This window comes from Alicyclobacillus fodiniaquatilis (assembly GCF_042678105.1).
Classification (GTDB): Bacteria; Bacillota; Bacilli; order Alicyclobacillales; family Alicyclobacillaceae; genus Alicyclobacillus; species Alicyclobacillus fodiniaquatilis.
In genome coordinates this window covers 1-16,909 of the sequence record NZ_JBHUCX010000032.1, presented here as the reverse complement: position 1 = coordinate 16,909, position 16,909 = coordinate 1, and the positions used below count along the sequence as shown (strand labels likewise).

General features: G+C 47.1%; 16 protein-coding genes. 5 read left to right on the top strand and 11 right to left on the bottom strand.

The annotated features are described in order from the left end of the window. Positions 1-867: 867 nt before the first annotated feature. Complete coding sequence (locus tag ACFSB2_RS13090) at positions 868-1,428, top strand: glycoside hydrolase family 16 protein (RefSeq protein ID WP_377943511.1); 561 nt, start codon at positions 868-870, stop codon at positions 1,426-1,428. Positions 1,429-2,432: 1,004 nt separating this feature from the next. Here ACFSB2_RS13090 and ACFSB2_RS13085 read toward each other — a convergent pair. The 8 genes from ACFSB2_RS13085 to ACFSB2_RS13050 form a co-directional block, all read right to left on the bottom strand. Further along, entirely contained in the window at positions 2,433-3,404 is a 972-nt protein-coding gene (locus tag ACFSB2_RS13085; protein WP_377943510.1) for a C40 family peptidase, read from the bottom strand. Beyond that, positions 3,362-4,138 (bottom strand): hypothetical protein, encoded by a 777-nt coding sequence (locus ACFSB2_RS13080; RefSeq protein WP_377943509.1) that lies wholly within the window; start codon positions 4,136-4,138, stop codon positions 3,362-3,364. The genes ACFSB2_RS13085 and ACFSB2_RS13080 overlap by 43 nt, the downstream gene beginning before the upstream one ends. Next, the gene (locus ACFSB2_RS13075; RefSeq protein ID WP_377943508.1) at positions 4,125-6,251 is read right to left on the bottom strand and encodes a hypothetical protein; all 2,127 of its coding nucleotides are present in this window, start codon (positions 6,249-6,251) and stop codon (positions 4,125-4,127) included. Before ACFSB2_RS13075 ends, ACFSB2_RS13080 begins: the two co-directional genes overlap by 14 nt. Beyond that, positions 6,248-6,727: a hypothetical protein gene (locus ACFSB2_RS13070; protein ID WP_377943507.1), complete on the bottom strand. Its 480-nt coding sequence runs from the start codon at positions 6,725-6,727 to the stop codon at positions 6,248-6,250. The genes ACFSB2_RS13075 and ACFSB2_RS13070 overlap by 4 nt, the downstream gene beginning before the upstream one ends. A 2-nt stretch (positions 6,728-6,729) precedes the next feature. Further along, positions 6,730-9,147: an ATP-binding protein gene (locus ACFSB2_RS13065; RefSeq protein WP_377943514.1), complete on the bottom strand. Its 2,418-nt coding sequence runs from the start codon at positions 9,145-9,147 to the stop codon at positions 6,730-6,732. A 27-nt stretch (positions 9,148-9,174) separates the two neighbouring features. Then, complete coding sequence (locus ACFSB2_RS13060; RefSeq protein WP_377943506.1) at positions 9,175-9,621, bottom strand: TcpE family conjugal transfer membrane protein; 447 nt, start codon at positions 9,619-9,621, stop codon at positions 9,175-9,177. A gap of 11 nt (positions 9,622-9,632) precedes the next feature. After that, entirely contained in the window at positions 9,633-9,848 is a 216-nt protein-coding gene (locus ACFSB2_RS13055) for a TcpD family membrane protein (RefSeq protein WP_377943504.1), read from the bottom strand. An 81-nt stretch (positions 9,849-9,929) separates the two neighbouring features. Next, positions 9,930-10,838: a conjugal transfer protein gene (locus tag ACFSB2_RS13050; RefSeq protein WP_377943513.1), complete on the bottom strand. Its 909-nt coding sequence runs from the start codon at positions 10,836-10,838 to the stop codon at positions 9,930-9,932. A 206-nt stretch (positions 10,839-11,044) separates the two neighbouring features. Between ACFSB2_RS13050 and ACFSB2_RS13045 the strand changes: the two genes are divergently transcribed. Further along, the gene (locus tag ACFSB2_RS13045) at positions 11,045-11,266 is read left to right on the top strand and encodes a helix-turn-helix domain-containing protein (RefSeq protein ID WP_377943503.1); all 222 of its coding nucleotides are present in this window, start codon (positions 11,045-11,047) and stop codon (positions 11,264-11,266) included. 245 nt (positions 11,267-11,511) lie between these two features. On the opposite strand, the gene ACFSB2_RS13040 is transcribed toward ACFSB2_RS13045, so the two are convergent. After that, positions 11,512-12,327, bottom strand: coding sequence for an ArdC-like ssDNA-binding domain-containing protein (locus tag ACFSB2_RS13040; protein ID WP_377943502.1), 816 nt, complete (start codon positions 12,325-12,327; stop codon positions 11,512-11,514). Positions 12,328-12,648: 321 nt separating this feature from the next. Here ACFSB2_RS13040 and ACFSB2_RS13035 point away from each other — a divergent pair, with 321 nt between their 5' ends. Then, on the top strand, positions 12,649-12,921 hold the full coding sequence (locus tag ACFSB2_RS13035; RefSeq protein WP_377943501.1) for a hypothetical protein: 273 nt from the start codon (positions 12,649-12,651) through the stop codon (positions 12,919-12,921). Positions 12,922-13,284: 363 nt separating this feature from the next. On the opposite strand, the gene ACFSB2_RS13030 is transcribed toward ACFSB2_RS13035, so the two are convergent. Then, entirely contained in the window at positions 13,285-13,383 is a 99-nt protein-coding gene (locus ACFSB2_RS13030; RefSeq protein WP_377943512.1) for a GNAT family N-acetyltransferase, read from the bottom strand. A 541-nt stretch (positions 13,384-13,924) separates the two neighbouring features. Between ACFSB2_RS13030 and ACFSB2_RS13025 the strand changes: the two genes are divergently transcribed. Next, positions 13,925-14,818 (top strand): PrsW family intramembrane metalloprotease, encoded by an 894-nt coding sequence (locus tag ACFSB2_RS13025; protein ID WP_377943500.1) that lies wholly within the window; start codon positions 13,925-13,927, stop codon positions 14,816-14,818. A gap of 593 nt (positions 14,819-15,411) precedes the next feature. Then, positions 15,412-15,888 (top strand): PaaI family thioesterase, encoded by a 477-nt coding sequence (locus ACFSB2_RS13020; RefSeq protein ID WP_377943499.1) that lies wholly within the window; start codon positions 15,412-15,414, stop codon positions 15,886-15,888. A 374-nt stretch (positions 15,889-16,262) separates the two neighbouring features. Here ACFSB2_RS13020 and ACFSB2_RS13015 read toward each other — a convergent pair whose 3' ends face one another. Next, entirely contained in the window at positions 16,263-16,703 is a 441-nt protein-coding gene (locus tag ACFSB2_RS13015; protein ID WP_377943498.1) for a hypothetical protein, read from the bottom strand. Positions 16,704-16,909: the final 206 nt, after the last annotated feature.

The following is a 16,909-nucleotide window of genomic DNA, read 5'->3' as shown; positions in this document are numbered from 1 at the left end:
AAGCGACGTACGAGCGGACACACAAACCTGCAGCCTAAGCAAACGAAATGGGATTTTCATACATTCTCGGTTTGGTGTGTCCACCATATTGACTTAATACCACACTTGCTTGGCCATACCAAGAAATTCTATACGCTCTTCAGGTTTTAATCCCCCTCCACCGTGTTTCTCCAAGACGTCAAACGAAGCATTTTGCTGGGTCAAGTGTATAGGTTGGAGTTCTTCGCGACACAAGGTGCAATATGTTTGAAAAAATAAAAAGATACGATTACGATGTGTTTATAAGCATGAGCCAACTTTTTACTACAAAGTTCAGAATAATTAAAACGTGTTGATGATCGATATCTTTGCTACCAATTAATGATTTTTTGTTATTTACACTTCAAGATAGATTTTCTATAAGATCCGTGCATCAACAGGAGATTTATCACTATTTAACGGAATCATTACAGATAAGGTGACTGTTGATCAATTGGTCAAATCACATACATGTCATAGTAGAGAGAGGTGGAAAGTAAAGCATTTAACAGTAAGCTGATTTACTGTGAAAGGGAGGATCATTCTATGAGAAAGAATATCATGATAAGTATGTCGCTAACCACTGCTTGTTTAGCCGGTGTACTAGCGCCTGGAACGGTTTCAGCTGCAACACATCCGCTGAACGTTAAGGCTTTAGCGCCTCAGCACGAGTCTACCACTCCGAGAGATGGTAATGTTAGGGGCATTGATTCTGCTCCACCAGCAGGTTTCTCCAAACTCACTTTCGATGACGAGTTCAATAGGAACTCACTAAATACTTCAGTATGGACACCATACTGGTTCACCAATGGAAACACGCAGAACAACACGGAAATGCTCGCCTCCAACGTGTCACAATCAGACGGTACACTGAATTTGAACTTGAATGGCTCTGGTGCTTTGGTCTCGACAAATCCAGATGACGGAGTTCCCGGCCACAAGGGGTTTCAATTTACTTACGGCTACGTCGAAGCAAGGATCTATCTTCCAGGGTCAGGTTCTCAGATCGCCAATTGGCCAGCCTTCTGGACAGACGGTCAGAGTTGGCCCACGGACGGAGAAATGGACATTATGGAGGGCCTCAGCGGATCAGCCGCCTATCACTTCCACTCTGATGCCGGAGGTCCTGGAGCCAATGTTCCGGGAAACTATACTGGATGGCATACGTTTGCTGCGGACTGGGAACCTGGCAGTGTAACCTACTACTATGATGGTCGAAAAGTGGGACAGCTCTCCTCTGGGATCACTTCGGCTCCCATGTATCTGATTATTGAGAATTCTGCTCAAGAGTTTGATGGACCATCCGTGCAGCCATCTGTCATGAAGGTAGCCTGGGTACGCGTTTGGCAAAAGCCGGGGCAGTGGTCGTCTGGAGATTATTACTCTTTGGGCCACACGCCTCGTCGATAAGATTCTGAACACCACGTAAAACGATATTAAATATTCGATTCTAATAGATCGTACGTAGGCCGTCGTGGTTGCAATTGCAAAGTGGACAGTGAAGTGACAGACCCACACCAACAGAAATTCCACGCCCTACTTGTTTCGCGGAAGAGGTCTACATGGACCTCTTTTCTATTTTTCCTTTGAATTTCAACCTCTAACTAGATGTAATGGAACCACAAAAGCCAGTCAGGCAACCTTTTTCATCCTCGGAACCGGGAAGAACTGGCCACTACAGGTAGATTGGGTACACGTTTGACAATCCCATGATCAAGGAGGGCCAAAAACAAGTGCTTAGTAAATACGATGGTATTCGAGAGGATTTCTTAACAAGGATAGGGCTTTTTCATAGCATAGAGGAACGTCACAGCCTGTGGATTTGATGGACAACCCAAAACCAAGGTTGCCCACAACCTCCACAGGCTCTACACAGGGAACAGCCGCTAACGCTCGTTCCCTCGTGGCTAATGCCACTCACCCTCCCCGCATGCTCCTCCTAAAAACCAGATTGTCCAACCGATGATGCACACTTGATTGCTAGTCATCACTACGTTTCCGAGAAGAGAGGGCAGGTAGATATTCTCGTTCTAAGTCACGCAAGGTGTACCGGTAGCCGTGTCGGTACTGAACCTCAACGTTTTCGCCGTTTTTACTGTTCACGGTTCCCGCGAGACGGAGAACACGAGCTGCATCAGATACCTTAGCATCACCGCCAAACTTGTTCAACTGCCGAACAAGGTAATTCTCAACAGCCGCCACAAAGGCAGCGCTTAAGATGGAACAGGATCGATGAGCCACACAAGCGCAAGTCCGCGCCCACTATGTATAATGAGGTTTGGTTCCGGTATCTTTTTATAACCCAGGTGGTGCTGGGGATGCGATAAACCGCTCTCGATGGTGTATCATTCGAGAGGGACGTGCCCTGTATCTAGGTTAGTAGCCTGGTACAGGGCTTTTATATATGCCCGAACTTATTCTATTACCTTGACTCTACCATATCCGTACAGATGTTTTGTCCAATATCCTGTCAAAGCATGGTAGCCAACCCCCTCGTTGTCTGCATCATACATCATGTTCCCGCCAACGTAGATTCCAACGTGTGTCACTGTCGTATTGGCTTCATACGTCCCGGAGAAAAACACCAGATCTCCCGGTTTTGCCTGCGACTCTGAAATATGCTTCGTCGCATCGTATTGCGCCTGTGCTGTACGTGGTAGTTGGATACCTGCCTTTCCGTAAACCCATTGAGTTAGACCAGAACAATCAAAACTCGTCTGTGGACTGGCTCCACCGAATACGTAAGGATAACCTTGGTATTGTAAGGCGTCACTCATAATGGTGTTATAGGTGTTTGCCCCCAGAGGCGAACGACTAGAATGAATAGCGGATATCGATCCGATTTGACGAGCATCACTCATCACCTCTTCGACATACCATCCCGCATGGTTGTATTGAAAGATGGCCTGGTCCGGATTTTGCGCGAATCCATTGGCAGATAGATAGTGAGCTGCTGTATAAATTGCATCGTATAAGTTTTGAATATTCGGTGAACAAGATTGCCCAGGTGCAGTTACTCCGTACTCGGCAAACGTGCTCGGTTCAAATTGCATCGGCCCTTCTGCGCCTTTAGAACTAGTCGGAGAATCCCCCATCGAGAAGTTGGTTTCCACGTAATGAATGGCAGCCAACACGGTCCAAGTGACGTTGTATTTTTGTCCAGCCGCCTCATAAACGGGTATCAACGCCTTGGGTACAGGAATGGCGCCATCTACATTTGGACTCGGTTGCATAGCCTCAGTACCTGATGAGGTCATGCCACCTGTAGTCGACATGACCGCAAGAAGTCCAAGGAGAATCGGGCTACAAAACAGGATCACAAGAAGAAACGCACCCCCACCGATTAGTCCGTAGGCGGGACGAAAGCCACGCGCTGCACCTTCCACGTTGTTCCCTCCTTCACCAAATTGTCAAAGAGACGAAGCTGTTGTACTTGTCCTGCACTGTTCTTGGCTTCCGCAATCGTATTCACCCACCACGAACCGTCTGATTCCACGCGAACCAGATATACCTTGATATCCATCCAAGTTTGTTTTGTCTTGGGTGGTGAAAAACCACTCGCAAGTTGCCCATACAAATTGGGCGTTGTCATCTGCCGAAGCTGTGCCAGAATCGCTGGGCCACTTGCTTGTGCGCCAGACAAATTATCAAGCCAGGCAAAACGCGAAGCCACCTGTTCTACTTCACTTGGTGCCTTCAGACCTTTCGGCCCGGGCTCAACGATAAATTTCGGTGGCCTCAAATGAAACGCTGGAACGGATGTTTTCGGCGATATTTGCTTCGTCAAAGTGGAAGAGACAGTTCCTTCTGGTTCCTTTAATGCGGATACTGAAACAGCAGGGTTAGCGTGGTGTTGTTCTGACTTGGTTTTGTGACTGGGAGACATGAAGAGATGACGAACTTCATGATAAATGCCACTCATGATAAGACCGAAACAAGCAAAACCGAGAAGGAGTATAACTGGGCTCCTTCTCGCCTCATACAGTTGCCGCATTTTCGGTTGCGCCATGAGATTACGGAAAAACCACACGATGAACCCTTTTAACACCTGCAGAACAATTCGTTCTCGATCTTTAGGGGGAACTGGATATAGTTCTGTCACGCGGTCATCGTGATTCATGACTCGGTTCCCCCTTAGACGGTTTGTTAACTACAATTGGGCGAGGTCGGTTCCGAATTTCATGGAACGCCTTTACATACTGAGCGGCTGTCGGTGCCTGATACACCGGCTTCCCTGCACGAATCCGCCGATAAAAAGGTTGTGCGCGGTATACATTCACCGCCTGGTCATGTTCCAGCCTTGCTTTCGCATCCACTCTTTGTTTGACCTGTTCGTATATCATTCGGTCTTCTTTGTAATTCTTGTCCCAATAGGCGTACTCCGGATGCTCTCTACCGGGGTTTTCCGGAGGTATGTAATACCCACTACTCTTATTGGGGGGATTGACCACCGTCTCACTAACTGGGAGGCTCGCAAACCGTTGTACAGCTTCCATGTGCGGTTCATCTTCTGGGTGTTTTCTGATCCATTCTCGAATCGATGATTCCGATGCAAGCGCTGGATTGACACCCGAACGGGACATATTCCGCCATACACGCTGCGCATCCGAATTGAGATTCGGCATCAGTTTGGGCGTCTTTAACGCTGAAGCAGGCTGTGTTGGCAAGGAGTTCAAAAGCTTACCTTGCTGCTTCCCTGGCTGTCCTTCATCACGGAGCATTTCGGCAAACGTATGGCGATCTTCGGCACTGGCTGGGTCGAGGCCACGTTCTGTCATCTGCGCCATCGACTCTCTTGTATTGAGACCGTCTCTTCGTTTTTGTGCGAGATATTGGGCAAAACCACGCCGAAGAAATTCCGGTCTCCCGAGCGATATCGCCCCTGCTGTAATAGAACCAGTTGCCATGGCTCCTGCTAAAGCCGTCCCAACGCGAAGTGACTTCTGCCCTTCTTCCGCACCTGGCGTTGGACCACCGCCGCCTAAAACGTGGCCACTTGGTAAGGGAAGTCCTAATGCTTTCCCCTTCAGCTCTTTGATTGTCGTCCAAACGGCGATAATCATCGCAATCTGCATCAAGAGCGTTGGAAGCCAGCCAAGTTGAGACATCGCATTTGTAATGCCCATGTACATAACCAGTATGGAACCCAGCGCTATGGTCATCACGACCTTATATACAAAAGCCTCAATGCAACTAAAGGCCCACTTTCCAACTTCCCGTAAACCATGTTCCGGCCAAAGCGAGACAAGTAAAAAAGATGCAGCCATCATGCCTCTCGCCAAGGCGACAAACTGCCACCAAACCAACTGAAAAGCGTAGTAAGCCAACATGACCGAAAACACAAGACCAACGATAAAAATAACAACCAAATCGGTTGCTCTCGTACCTAAGCCAATTGACGTGGTAATTGAGTATTTAGGTGTAGATAGTCTGGATCCTAATCCTTGTTCTGTCGTTTGGTTATTAAACCAGTTCTGTCGTTGTTGATCGTCCATCGGCATAATCGTATTGAAGTTCTTCTTCCCATCCTTGATATTCCCGAACTCCAACATCAGGTATGGATCCTTGGCTAACGCGGTCCAAAGCGCACTTGAGACTGTATCCAGCGCCGATTGCCCGTCCGTGCTCCCCTGGTTCATGCCACTCGACATGGTATCGAGCACTTGCGTACTCACCTGTGCACTGGCCTCATTTGCGCCGTTCAATAAAGCTGGCATATTACTAAACACCGCACCCGCAATCCCAATAATCGCAATGGTTGTAAAAACCGTTCCCCACATCTTTTGTACGCGCCCGGAAACCCAATAGTAAATCATCCATGCCACCGCAATCGCACTCATGAAATACCAAATTGGTTCCCAGATTGCCCGCCGAATCGCATCAATTGCAAAAGCCAAAGACCCCGTCAGTATCTGAACGATCTGTAAATTAAATGCCCATTGAACCAACCGAATGACATTATCGACACCAAGCAAGTACATCTGCCAAACCACATTGAGTCCCCAATTAATCGTTTCGTAGATGTTGTCCTTAATATCGACAAGCCCGCCTTGGTTCGTGGGAACGTATGTTAAGGAATAATTATTCAACGGATACTGTGTAAAATTCGGGCCAGTCATTGGGGCCAGCAAATCTCCACCATTGTTTGTTGCGGCATGCGCGACTACGTGCGGAAGAAACGCCATGCAGAACAACGCCGTTACAAGCCAGGTGTACAACGCCTTTCTTCTCATTCGATCTTCACCTCGGTCCAATGGGTGATGCCGATGGACTGATACTCAGGGCTCTTCTGGAAATCGGAGAATGACAATTGAGGAACGTTGATTGAATTCCAATTATGGACTAGCCAATTAGTCCCTTGTTTAACAGTCCCGTATTTCATCAGCTGATCCCCAGAGACCATTTGTGGAGACAGATATACATACACAGTTTCACCATTCGGACCATCGGATACCGATGCAAGCCAGGCGTTACCGGGGGCAATCTTGGACTCGGAAGATGGACCGCTATTGATGTTTATATTTGATGTAACTAGAGGTTTTAGCTTATCTCTTTGATATAACACAAAGCCATTTTCAATCAATGAAACAGTCACTTTTTCCGCCGGATCTAAACGACTAGATGAAGAAGAGACTGCTCCACCACCACATCCATTAAGGATGCCTGTAATCCCGACAATCGGAATGAATGACCATAGCCTTTTTCGCATATTTACTTCCCCCCTACAGCCTTCACTTTGCTGGCCTCTACTGCCTCCGGGGTTGTGTTGAATACCTTTCGGAGTACCGGATGAGGCGTATAAAATTCAAGGAATCCAGCCCGTCCATCCAAATCTCGCAAAAAACCTCGGCCACTTGTCCGCTCCCGGCCATCTTCGTCTTGCCCCATCGAAACACGTACTTGCAAACTCTTTTTGAGGTCATCCGTAGGCTGCAAACCAAGTGCAGAAATGGCAAGCTCAGTTTCCTTGTCGTTGTTCGTCCCCAAACAGATATAACTGCTCACGTTATTGAGTAAATCTGGGGAAACATCGCTCGGATTTTGAGTGGATATCCAAATCCCCGCATTACTACTGCGCCCCGCACGTTCCAAACGGTCCGCCAACGCCTTGCCTTCTGCGCTTCGTAACCAAGTCCACGCCTCATCGAGTGCCGCTAATCGAAATCCACCTTTCCCGTGGAGAATAAAGCTCTCTGCAAGAATTGCGGTGGCTGTCATCACGGCAACACTTGCTCGTTCACGTAGGTTCTCTGCTTTTTTCCCGTCCTGCGGCAATGTCAGATTCGCCAGTTGCAAAATCACCATACCGCTATCCGGTAATGGCGACTGCTCGTTGTTCCACGTTCCGAAAATCAGTTGGCCAAGCGGTAAATCCGCAACTTGCTGCAACCATTTCCCGACACTCTTATCATCCGGTAACGCTTGAACAATCCGCAGCAGATCTGCCATACTTGGATTCTTTAATTCTCTGGTTTGCTTAGCTGCTTCGAGTAAAATCAGTTCTTCTTCGCGATGCTGCATTTGAAGGAGCTGACTCAAAATGGAAACCGAAACTTCGGCGGCGGAAGCCTTATCCTCCATCAAACGGAACGGATCGAGTGCACCCGGATTCCTTCGGCCATCAAGGACAATCGTACGTATTTGGTTTTCAAGTCCAGGTAAAACCCCCGGCCAATGCGAGCGTTCCGACTTTGGATCAACAATAAAGATACGGGCCCCCCATATCAGTGCCGCATAGTAAAGAAGGGTGTTGAGAGTAAAGCTCTTACCGCTTCCAAGCGTCCCGGTCAACACCACAGATGCGGATTTGTTCATTTGCGGGCCACGTGCAAGATCCAATTTGACAACACCACCGCGCCCGGAAAATCCGACGGGTATCCCGTTTGGATCCCCCAGGATACTGCTGGCACCTGGCATAGTCATGGCTCCCGCCACTTGAGGCAACAACTGTAACTTATAGCCATATCCCGTCCACTTCGAGGAAGGTAACCAGCTCTCGAAAAGTTGAACCTGTTCCCCCGTTGGACGCGCGCCGACAAATCCGAAATCGTCCAGCAGGTCAATGATGGTCTCGGTATAATCCTGCAGTTCTTCTTCACTCTCGGCCTCAACGCAAAAGGCCACTCGACTGTCTAGCAGCGGAGGCCGAGTGTGTTGCATATGTAACTCCAACGCTGTGGCGACTTCTTGCTTTTCTAAGACAGACAACGGAACATCATCGACTTCCGCAACATGCCCAGCAGCATCCTTTACGTCGAGCTTTTTCTTCTTGACGATTCTCATCGCTTGTTTGGGTGCAATGTGTTTCCATCTCACCATGGATTCCACTGGGAACCGTTGAGTAAGCATCCGATAAAACAATTCTTGCCCTGGAATGGTGAGTTCATCTGGAACGGATGCCATCGTCACAAAAGCGACATACTGCTTCTCCTCGCCTTGGACCAGTTCAAGATGACGAAGCCGATCAATCACCAAGCCCTCGGATAGCCACGTGTGATCTTGTTCTCCTTTAGGCCATAGCCTCCGAAGCTTTTCAGGCAGTCCTTTCATATTGAATCCCCGCCAAAAGTGATGCCGATAGAAATCTGCAACCTCCACAGCGTCAAGCGGAACCGCCGGGAGCAGGTTATTTACTCGATTTAAGAGATTCCGTTCCCGAATTTGTGCCCCTTCGCGCTCCTCTCGAAAAATACTCTTGCCGCCAAGGCCCATCATTTGTTCCACCCAACGTGTGGGTATCCCGAACGTTTGCGTGAGAAAGCGATATTTGCGGACAATCTGAAAGGGGAGCTCGAGCGCAATGATCGTGTCATAGTCGGGCAATGCATGACTCCCATAAATCGTCTCTGCCCAATACCCTGTCACCTCATCCGCTGCCGCTCGAAAGGGTGCTTGAGCAGATTCAGCTAAGTCGCTTAGGTACCTTTCCCAATCAAAGCGTCTGCGCACTTGCCACATATACACGTGATAATCCGCTTCCTGAATGTGACGAAAAAAGCGTTCAGATTGGGCAAATTGAGCCTCTTTTTCTGCTTCACTTAGCGGTTCATACGAGTAAGGAACCAACTTATAAAATGCCCACGGCCTCTGGTCAATCCAAGCTAAATTCCCCTCAATCCGAGTTGGCATTTGAAGCACATGGTCTCCCTCCTTTGATCAAAGGGCTTCTCGCCCTGCATTGCTGGAAGCGCGTGACCAAAGACGAGTCTTTGGCGCTTTCTCGATCGCAACCTCGGCTCCTTTTTGTTCTAGAACAACACGCGTCAGTTCAAGTGACTTCACCTTTTGAACACGAATTGGGTTTCCGCGGGCCCACAATTTTGGTCTCGAAAGATACCGAATCAGGCTCGCAAAAAAGAGATGTGGGGAGCGTCCTTCTAACTCCATACGTGACATGACCCACGTCACCGCAAAAGGAAAAAGTAAGAATTGCGGCGCAAAACCAAGATGAAATCCTCGACTCCATAACAGATAGGAAAGACACTCTGCGCCCACAAAAATCCCCAGTTCCGCAATATTAACCGGAAAAGGAAGGCGCATCTTATGGATGTGGTACACAATACGTTTCAGTCCCCAAACCTGTGCGTAGGTATGAATGCGCATGGCCCCGCCTCCTAGATGCCCAAGATGGTCTTAAACGTGTTGGCCAATGACTCCATCGTAGACTCTCCACCGAACGCAAACACAGACAATAATGCACCTACGATAATGGTCGCAATCAACTGCATAAAACGACGTTGAAAAAAGGCAATCAGTCCAACCACCACAACCGCAGCAACAATCACCCACCCAGCTTGTTGCAAAATCCATTGGGCAGCATGTTGGAACATGTCAAAAACCCCCTAGCTTGAATAGACTGTTTTTTCAATCGGAATTTGTTTCTCCGTCGAGCACGTGAATCTATGTAGCACCTAATTGCTTGAATCAATCGCCTGAATAAAGTACTGACCATTTTGCTTGACCATTGTCACCAGATACGAAAAATCCATGATCATATTGTGCGTCGCAACACCTACGGTCGTATTGACCACAAGTGGATCAGAACTCACGGTAGTGAAACGTACACTTTTCACTTGCCCACCGATAGACTGCATTTCATTCGTTGCCGGCACTGGATGAACCATGTAACGTTCCGCTGTATTGGTATCTCCCGTCAACCAAGCACGGGAAAATGACTCAAGTGTTGCCTGAACTTGCTTTGATGTTTGTGTACTTAACGTAGGCATAACGGGATTCCCCGTATCTGCACTTGGATTTTGCGGATGCGGCAATAACGCTGGTGCATGATTCACCCGCCACGTCCCACCTACTTTCACGACAGGCACAGATAGATACCAAAGCGTATGATCACTGGTTTCCGTTCGCACCGTTACCAATGCCTCACTTCCAGCTTTGAGCCAACGCGAATCCCATACGTTTGCTTCCACAACAGAAAGATTCGGATCCGGTACAGATGCAGGCTTTTTCTTGCCGTTCACTGATTTCGGAACTTGCCATGTGACAGGCATACTCTTTTGCATGTCTGCTGCAAAACTTGGTGTGATATAAGATTGTAGATTCTTTGTCCAATCCTGTGGTGTTTGCTTCCCGTTAACGGTCAACCACTGCTGCACAAACAACACTGCCTCGGTCTTTGCGCCATCCGAAACCGGATTCATTGTTGGGGTAACATGCGCAAGGTGGGCAGAGGTTGACGGATGAGCCACAGGACTTTTAAAGATGGAAACCACGCCTCGGGCACCAACAATCACCAGAACGGTCCAAAGCACGGCTCGTCCTGCTGTTTTCCACCTTGCGCGCCGAATCACTTGCGCTTCCATTGTCACTAAACCACCTCCCGAAAGTCACATATTCCACTCCACCGTGAAAATATTATAACAAATCAAAATATACTGTATATATAATTTTATTTAAATAACTATATTAAAATAAGACTATAGTATATGTTAATTTTATGATTTTTAATGTCGCATTTTAAAGAGTAAAGTTTTTGTGTATACTCATATGTAAAAGGTGGTGAGGGAACATGATCGAATGGCGGCTGCATCTCAGGATGGCTGAAAGGCGTTTGAAGATTGTGGATGTATGCAATATCACGGGGCTCAATCAAATCACCGTTTCGAAGTTATACCACGGAAAAGATGTGAAAGGTGTAGATATGAATACCCTGGAGGCCCTATGTAAGGGGCTTGAGCTCGAAAGTATCACTGAACTAATGGAATATATCTCTGATAACGCTTCAAAGTGAGCCGCTCAATCAAACACAATTTATAGTGCGTTTTTTTCCACGCAAATACAGGTGCATCATCCTATAACCATCATCCTCACCATGAACAAATCCAACATGACACAATACCGTGTACCAGCTCGGTCGTCCATAAATACGCGGGATTCCAAAGGGGATCACCCCTTTGGTCATTACTTCCATCAAATAGCCCTCATGGTCACCACAAGGGCCATTTGATATGCTGGAAGTGAGCGCAGACACTCACCTCATATTTTAGAAAGCGCTTGAAGTTCCTGTTCTACAGCCGTTTCGAGGATGAGCGTCATCACCTTTTCAATGTCGCTCAGTGCCTGCATGACGGCCTTTGTCACGTTCCCCGACGCCATCCCCGCGTAATGTGCTACGTAGTTCCGAGCGTCCACTACATACCCTTCAAACCCGTACATCAAGCAAAGAACCGCAGCGCACGTCTCGGCCACAATTTCCTGAAACGGGTCTTGTCCACCTTTGAGCGGACGAATTTGATGGTGAGCCGCGTGTGCCAACTCATGAAAAAAAGTGATTTCATCATGACTACAAAGAATAATCTCATCTGTCATAGGTCGGTACATCCCATAAAATCTGCCCAAATTCGGCACATATCGCACAGGAATTTCCCACGCTTCGGCCACATTCATCAGCGGCGGAAGTACAGTTGGTTCGTAATTAGGTACCGGAACGGGCGCTCCTTCCGTATCTTCTAGACGAAATACCGGGATGGCTTTAAACGCAACAACCAGCAGTTTCGTGATTTTCTCCCCAGTCTCATTATCCTCTACCGTGATGTTCTTCGTGACAGGCCCCAATATGTAAAATGCTTTCTTGCCTTTCTTCACCTTCCGCCCCGCGTCGCTCCATTGCTTAAATCCCCTTGCATCCAATGCTTCATTGGCCAGCATTAGAATCCGATTACCAAGACTCCATTTGTCACAGGGACGGCCTTTGGGCTGAATCATCGTATGCGCAATCGCCTCTGGTAGGTTCCCCGACTCCCACATCATCAATAGTTTCTGCGTAGCAGCCTGGATCTTGTCTTCTGTCATTTCATTGTTCCTCCCTCGTCTTGTGCGTCCCCTTGGGGGGCTCCGCCTTAGGCGTGCTTATCGTCCGGCTAGAGGCTCCATGTAAAGGGCCGGAACCGCGGTACCGGACTGACGAGCATACTTTGCGAGGAAGGAGGATAAGGAGCGTGGAGTGCCCTTTATGTGGAGGGGGCCGGGTGATAGCCTTTCAGAGGCGGCGCCGTATTCAGCACAAGACATCAAAAGAACAGGCTGTTTACCTGTTCTGTCCACCTTCGATCTTTAACATCTATTCGTTTAGCAGTACGGCGCGCTAATTGAGATCGATATAAGTAAAAGGTGATGAACGAAACATTTGGCGTCCAAAGTGATGAAGGGAAATTCTATAACAAAGCATCTGTATCTGTTTATATGAGGTGGTTTGATGAAGAGACTGATTTTCGGTACGCTGGCGATTTCTTTATTGTTAACAGGATGCGGTCAAACGGCAAATTAGATCGTGCTTCTAAGGCGGTTTGGTTGATGGAGTATCAGATTGGGAAACCGACAGCGTATTATGTTTCAACTGGTGAAATATTGAAAGTCGTATTATCAATTGCGACAAATGCTGGATGAACCGTGTTACCGAGTACGTCATTCAAGATTGACCCTTCACCATTTACATACAACTCACTGTTTATCGAACCAAACTTGTTCCGCATCATCCTCAACTAGTTCTCTGACGAAGAACATAGACATACCTCCAATATAATTCCAAACCAAGTATGATTATTGGCAGAGGTACTATTGTGTTTACCTGCCCCCATAGGGCAATAACGGCACTGAGCACTGAACTGAATATTCATACATATAATGTTCCAATCATTTTTAGGTTAATGTCATCAATACTTCTAGGGCGTACTTGAACTACCATCGTATGTATCACCCAACTCTTTTCAAGAGTCTGATCGACGCCTCGTTTTCGACCATTACCTTTGCCTAAATTCGATGTAGCCCCAACTCATTGAACCCGAACGGAATAACTGCTTTGACCGCCTCAGACATAACCCCCTTTCGCCAGTGTTCCTTCGATAAAATGAACCCTATTTAGGCTGTTGATGGCCGAACGAAATCACGTAATTCGACTGCTCCGATAATGACATTATCGCTTTTGAGAGCGATGCCCTATTTAGATCATCCGCCGCTTTCCATCAGCATTAACTACCACACAAAAGTTGTTGAAAGACTCAATTTTCCACATGATCTGAAGGAATAACCGTACACACAATGTCATTTATCTTGATTTCAACAAAACTCGATCTTGAACAATGATTTTTTCCACCCGCACGGCTTAACAAGCAATGTATTTTCCTCAATTGTATCATTGAGCTGCATCTTTACTCTTGATTAAAACAGGCGCTATCGCAGGCCGAATATCGAAATTTCTACTTGGGGCGGGAGGATGGAATTCTGGTAAAATACCTATCCGATCGCGAATAGTATCCATTCTGCGAGAGCTCTGAAAAAAGTCTTGATACTCCGAGTGTCAATGTTGATTGAATCGATTGACGTGAGGCAAAACTTTATGAAGACAGCTGCAAACGCAATCGTTCACAATACATGTTAAAAGGAGTATCTTATGTATAAAAATCGGTCTCCACGATATTTATCACTAATTACCAGTTCTGAAACAAATGCATTTTCAACCAGATTAAGCACATACCTGATTGCAGTCCTAAGGTCGCGTTTATACTGGGGGATCTTGCTCTTCGCGATCATGCCCATTCTCCTCGAATTCATCGATATGAATGTTGTGATTGGTATGTTGGTTTACTTTTCATTACTTTGGTTCTTCGTGTTTCGTCCGTTGGTCAAGACAACTCAACCCGGCCGTTCTCTCATAGCCGATATTATCGCTTACATCTTTACTGCCGTAATCGGGACGATGTTTGCACTATTCGTGGAGAACTTTTGGGTATCAAATGGTGCCACCCCATTTCTACAGACCAACAACGCAACCATTGCTATTCCAAGTTACATTGTGTTTGTTGGATGCACGGAAGAATTCTCAAAACAAATCATTGTCCTACTTGCGGTAGCATTTGTTCGCATCCGACATATACACGTGAAGCCGGTGGAGTTCATGATTCTCGGCATTAGTTCGGGACTTGGTTTCTCTGCTGTAGAAAATATCTCCTACGTACAAAAAGGACTTATGAATGAAGTAATCCACCACACAGTCGGAAGCGGAGTGGTCACAGCACTAAGCCGAGCGCTCTACACCCCCTTTCTGCACGCGGTTTTCGCGGGCATTGCTTCATACGGGCTTGGTCTAGCTGCTAGTCGTGGCGGAGCCGCATGGTTGGTGGCGCTAAGTATGTGGCTGATCGCAGCCTGCTTTCATGGGTTTTATGACGCAACCATTGGTACACACGTCATTTGGGCACTAATTGCCGTGGCGGTCGCATACTTCCTATTTCTCGTCCTATTGCTTAGCGGCATTCGAAAGGAGAACTCTATGGTGAAACAGTAGGCACAACGAAGTCTACATTCGATTTTTAGCCAGAGACATACTGTTGAATGCTCTCTCTCAATGATCTAAGATTTTCCCAGTCAATTAGCGGTTTCTTTTTAGACTAAATCAGACATTTGGCTCGGAATTCCGTGATTTCATGGACTTTCCAGCCATCAGGAACATTCAAAAAAGGGCTGCGCCCTTTTTTGAAGTTTTTATGGTCGCGCTTTTGGATCTCCACATCTGCCTTCGCGGTCGTCTCGTCGTGATGCATCTATTTATGTTACGTCCCCCACCTTCTCAAGGTCGTTGACAGGAGTAGAACCCAATGTGTTCTCTAATCAGCATGTTGACAGGTGTATGGGATGGAAAGCCGAATCCATAGCTAATTCCCATTCTATCAATTTAATTCGATAGAACACTTATGGACCACTTCTGTCCGACAACTACAAAAGCATAATGAGTTTTAAACCGTATAATCATTTAAAAACTCCAACAATTTTGGTGCTGAGTTGAGATTTACAATTGGTTAAGAGATAATGCTGATGCGCATTGTTAACGAATATAGAAATCTAGCCGAATCTAGTCCCGTTCCTATGGAGGTATGTCTTGTGTTGAAAAACATCATGGACGAGTTGCAAGATTTGGATCAAGATGAATTGGATGAGATCTTGCGTCTTATTCGTGCGAAAAAAGCAACTTATCATAAACCACTAGCGTTTGTTCAAGAGGTCATGAGCTTTCGGAGCCTTTCGTCTCCGTTAGAAGATCAATACTCCTATGCCATGAGCATATCGGATGAACTTCTCAATAGATACGGTATCCTACACGGTGGTCTAATGACCGCATTTATCGATACGGCTATGGCAGAAACAGCATTTGTAATCGACAGAACTGTTGAACGTGCATTCACCTTAAATATCTCCGTAGACTTTATCAAACCTGGACGTAACGGTGATTTGCGTGCAGATATCAAAGTCATCCAGAACAGTCGTGTCATTATTGTATTTCACGCAGATGTGTACGATGAAGACAACCAACTTATTGCAACAGCAATGGCACATTTCTACAAACAACACAAACGATAGAAACACCATGCTAACCCCTCAGAATCTACCTTCTCATCGAACGACAATAACATGGTGGAATCGTCATTCGGATAATCATATGGAATGTCAAGAATCTTTAACATGATTATACATTAATTGGGTAGACGCATATTGCATAAAGCTGACCAATAGCCCCATAAGTGTCTCATGGTCATTGGTGCATATTCATGCAACGGTACATTCAAACACTTCCGGGGCAGAAGTTCCCTATAGGTCAAAGTTGGATTTCCCTGTGCAGGGCTAAGCATTCTCGTACCACCTGATAACACTCATGGCGCGGAGGGTGTTCCAACGGCTCGGTTGCTTCTCGAACTCGTTCATCTCGATATGCATCACGCCTGGGTATCGAGTATCTAGCAGCCGTCGCCCTGTCCCTTAGACGCTACCAACTCAATTGCCTCTGCCACGCGTTCGTCGGGTGTGATTTCGGCGTCGCGCAGGTAATCCAGACCACGGAGCACATCGTAGTACCACCACGTCGGAAAGGCAAAGTGCGTCCACTCAGCACCACTCTTACGATCTCGCTCAATAACCTCTCCGGTCGACCTCCGCCGTAAAAGGCCTCTCTCTAGGAGATACTCCTGCCCACGAAGACGAGCCGCTGTCACCTCCGAGGTTCCACCGCGGGTCCGCTCGTACTGCAGCAACGCCTCCAGCACGCAGATGGTTGTGTTGAACGAAGAACGCGTCGATCCATCTGATGCATCGCAATTCCAGCCTCCGTCGGAAAGTTGCTCGCTGAGCAACCTGTCGACGATACCGTTCACGTTCTGGTAGAAGTAGGCGCCAGCCATCGCGACCTGACCGTTGATACAAGACTCTAACTCTCTAGGGTTACAGTAGAATAGGTAGTATTGTTATAACGTGGCACTTTAACGATGATATTGAACAGAAGTATGGTATTAAGTCAATATGGTGGACACACCAAACCGAGAATGTATGAAAATCCCATTTCGTTTGCTTAGGCTGCAGGTTTGTGTGTCCGCTCGTACGTCGCTTG

Coding starts and splice junctions, on each gene's coding strand:
- ACFSB2_RS13040 (WP_377943502.1), bottom strand. CDS start 12,327: ATGACAGAAGACAAGATCCAGGCTGCTACGCAGAAACTATTGATGATG.
- ACFSB2_RS13080 (WP_377943509.1), bottom strand. CDS start 4,138: ATGAATCACGATGACCGCGTGACAGAACTATATCCAGTTCCCCCTAAA.
- ACFSB2_RS13035 (WP_377943501.1), top strand. CDS start 12,649: ATGAACGAAACATTTGGCGTCCAAAGTGATGAAGGGAAATTCTATAAC.
- ACFSB2_RS13055 (WP_377943504.1), bottom strand. CDS start 9,848: ATGTTCCAACATGCTGCCCAATGGATTTTGCAACAAGCTGGGTGGGTG.
- ACFSB2_RS13065 (WP_377943514.1), bottom strand. CDS start 9,147: ATGCCAACTCGGATTGAGGGGAATTTAGCTTGGATTGACCAGAGGCCG.
- ACFSB2_RS13050 (WP_377943513.1), bottom strand. CDS start 10,838: ATGGAAGCGCAAGTGATTCGGCGCGCAAGGTGGAAAACAGCAGGACGA.
- ACFSB2_RS13025 (WP_377943500.1), top strand. CDS start 13,925: ATGTATAAAAATCGGTCTCCACGATATTTATCACTAATTACCAGTTCT.
- ACFSB2_RS13045 (WP_377943503.1), top strand. CDS start 11,045: ATGATCGAATGGCGGCTGCATCTCAGGATGGCTGAAAGGCGTTTGAAG.
- ACFSB2_RS13015 (WP_377943498.1), bottom strand. CDS start 16,703: ATGGCTGGCGCCTACTTCTACCAGAACGTGAACGGTATCGTCGACAGG.
- ACFSB2_RS13075 (WP_377943508.1), bottom strand. CDS start 6,251: ATGAGAAGAAAGGCGTTGTACACCTGGCTTGTAACGGCGTTGTTCTGC.
- ACFSB2_RS13070 (WP_377943507.1), bottom strand. CDS start 6,727: ATGCGAAAAAGGCTATGGTCATTCATTCCGATTGTCGGGATTACAGGC.
- ACFSB2_RS13060 (WP_377943506.1), bottom strand. CDS start 9,621: ATGCGCATTCATACCTACGCACAGGTTTGGGGACTGAAACGTATTGTG.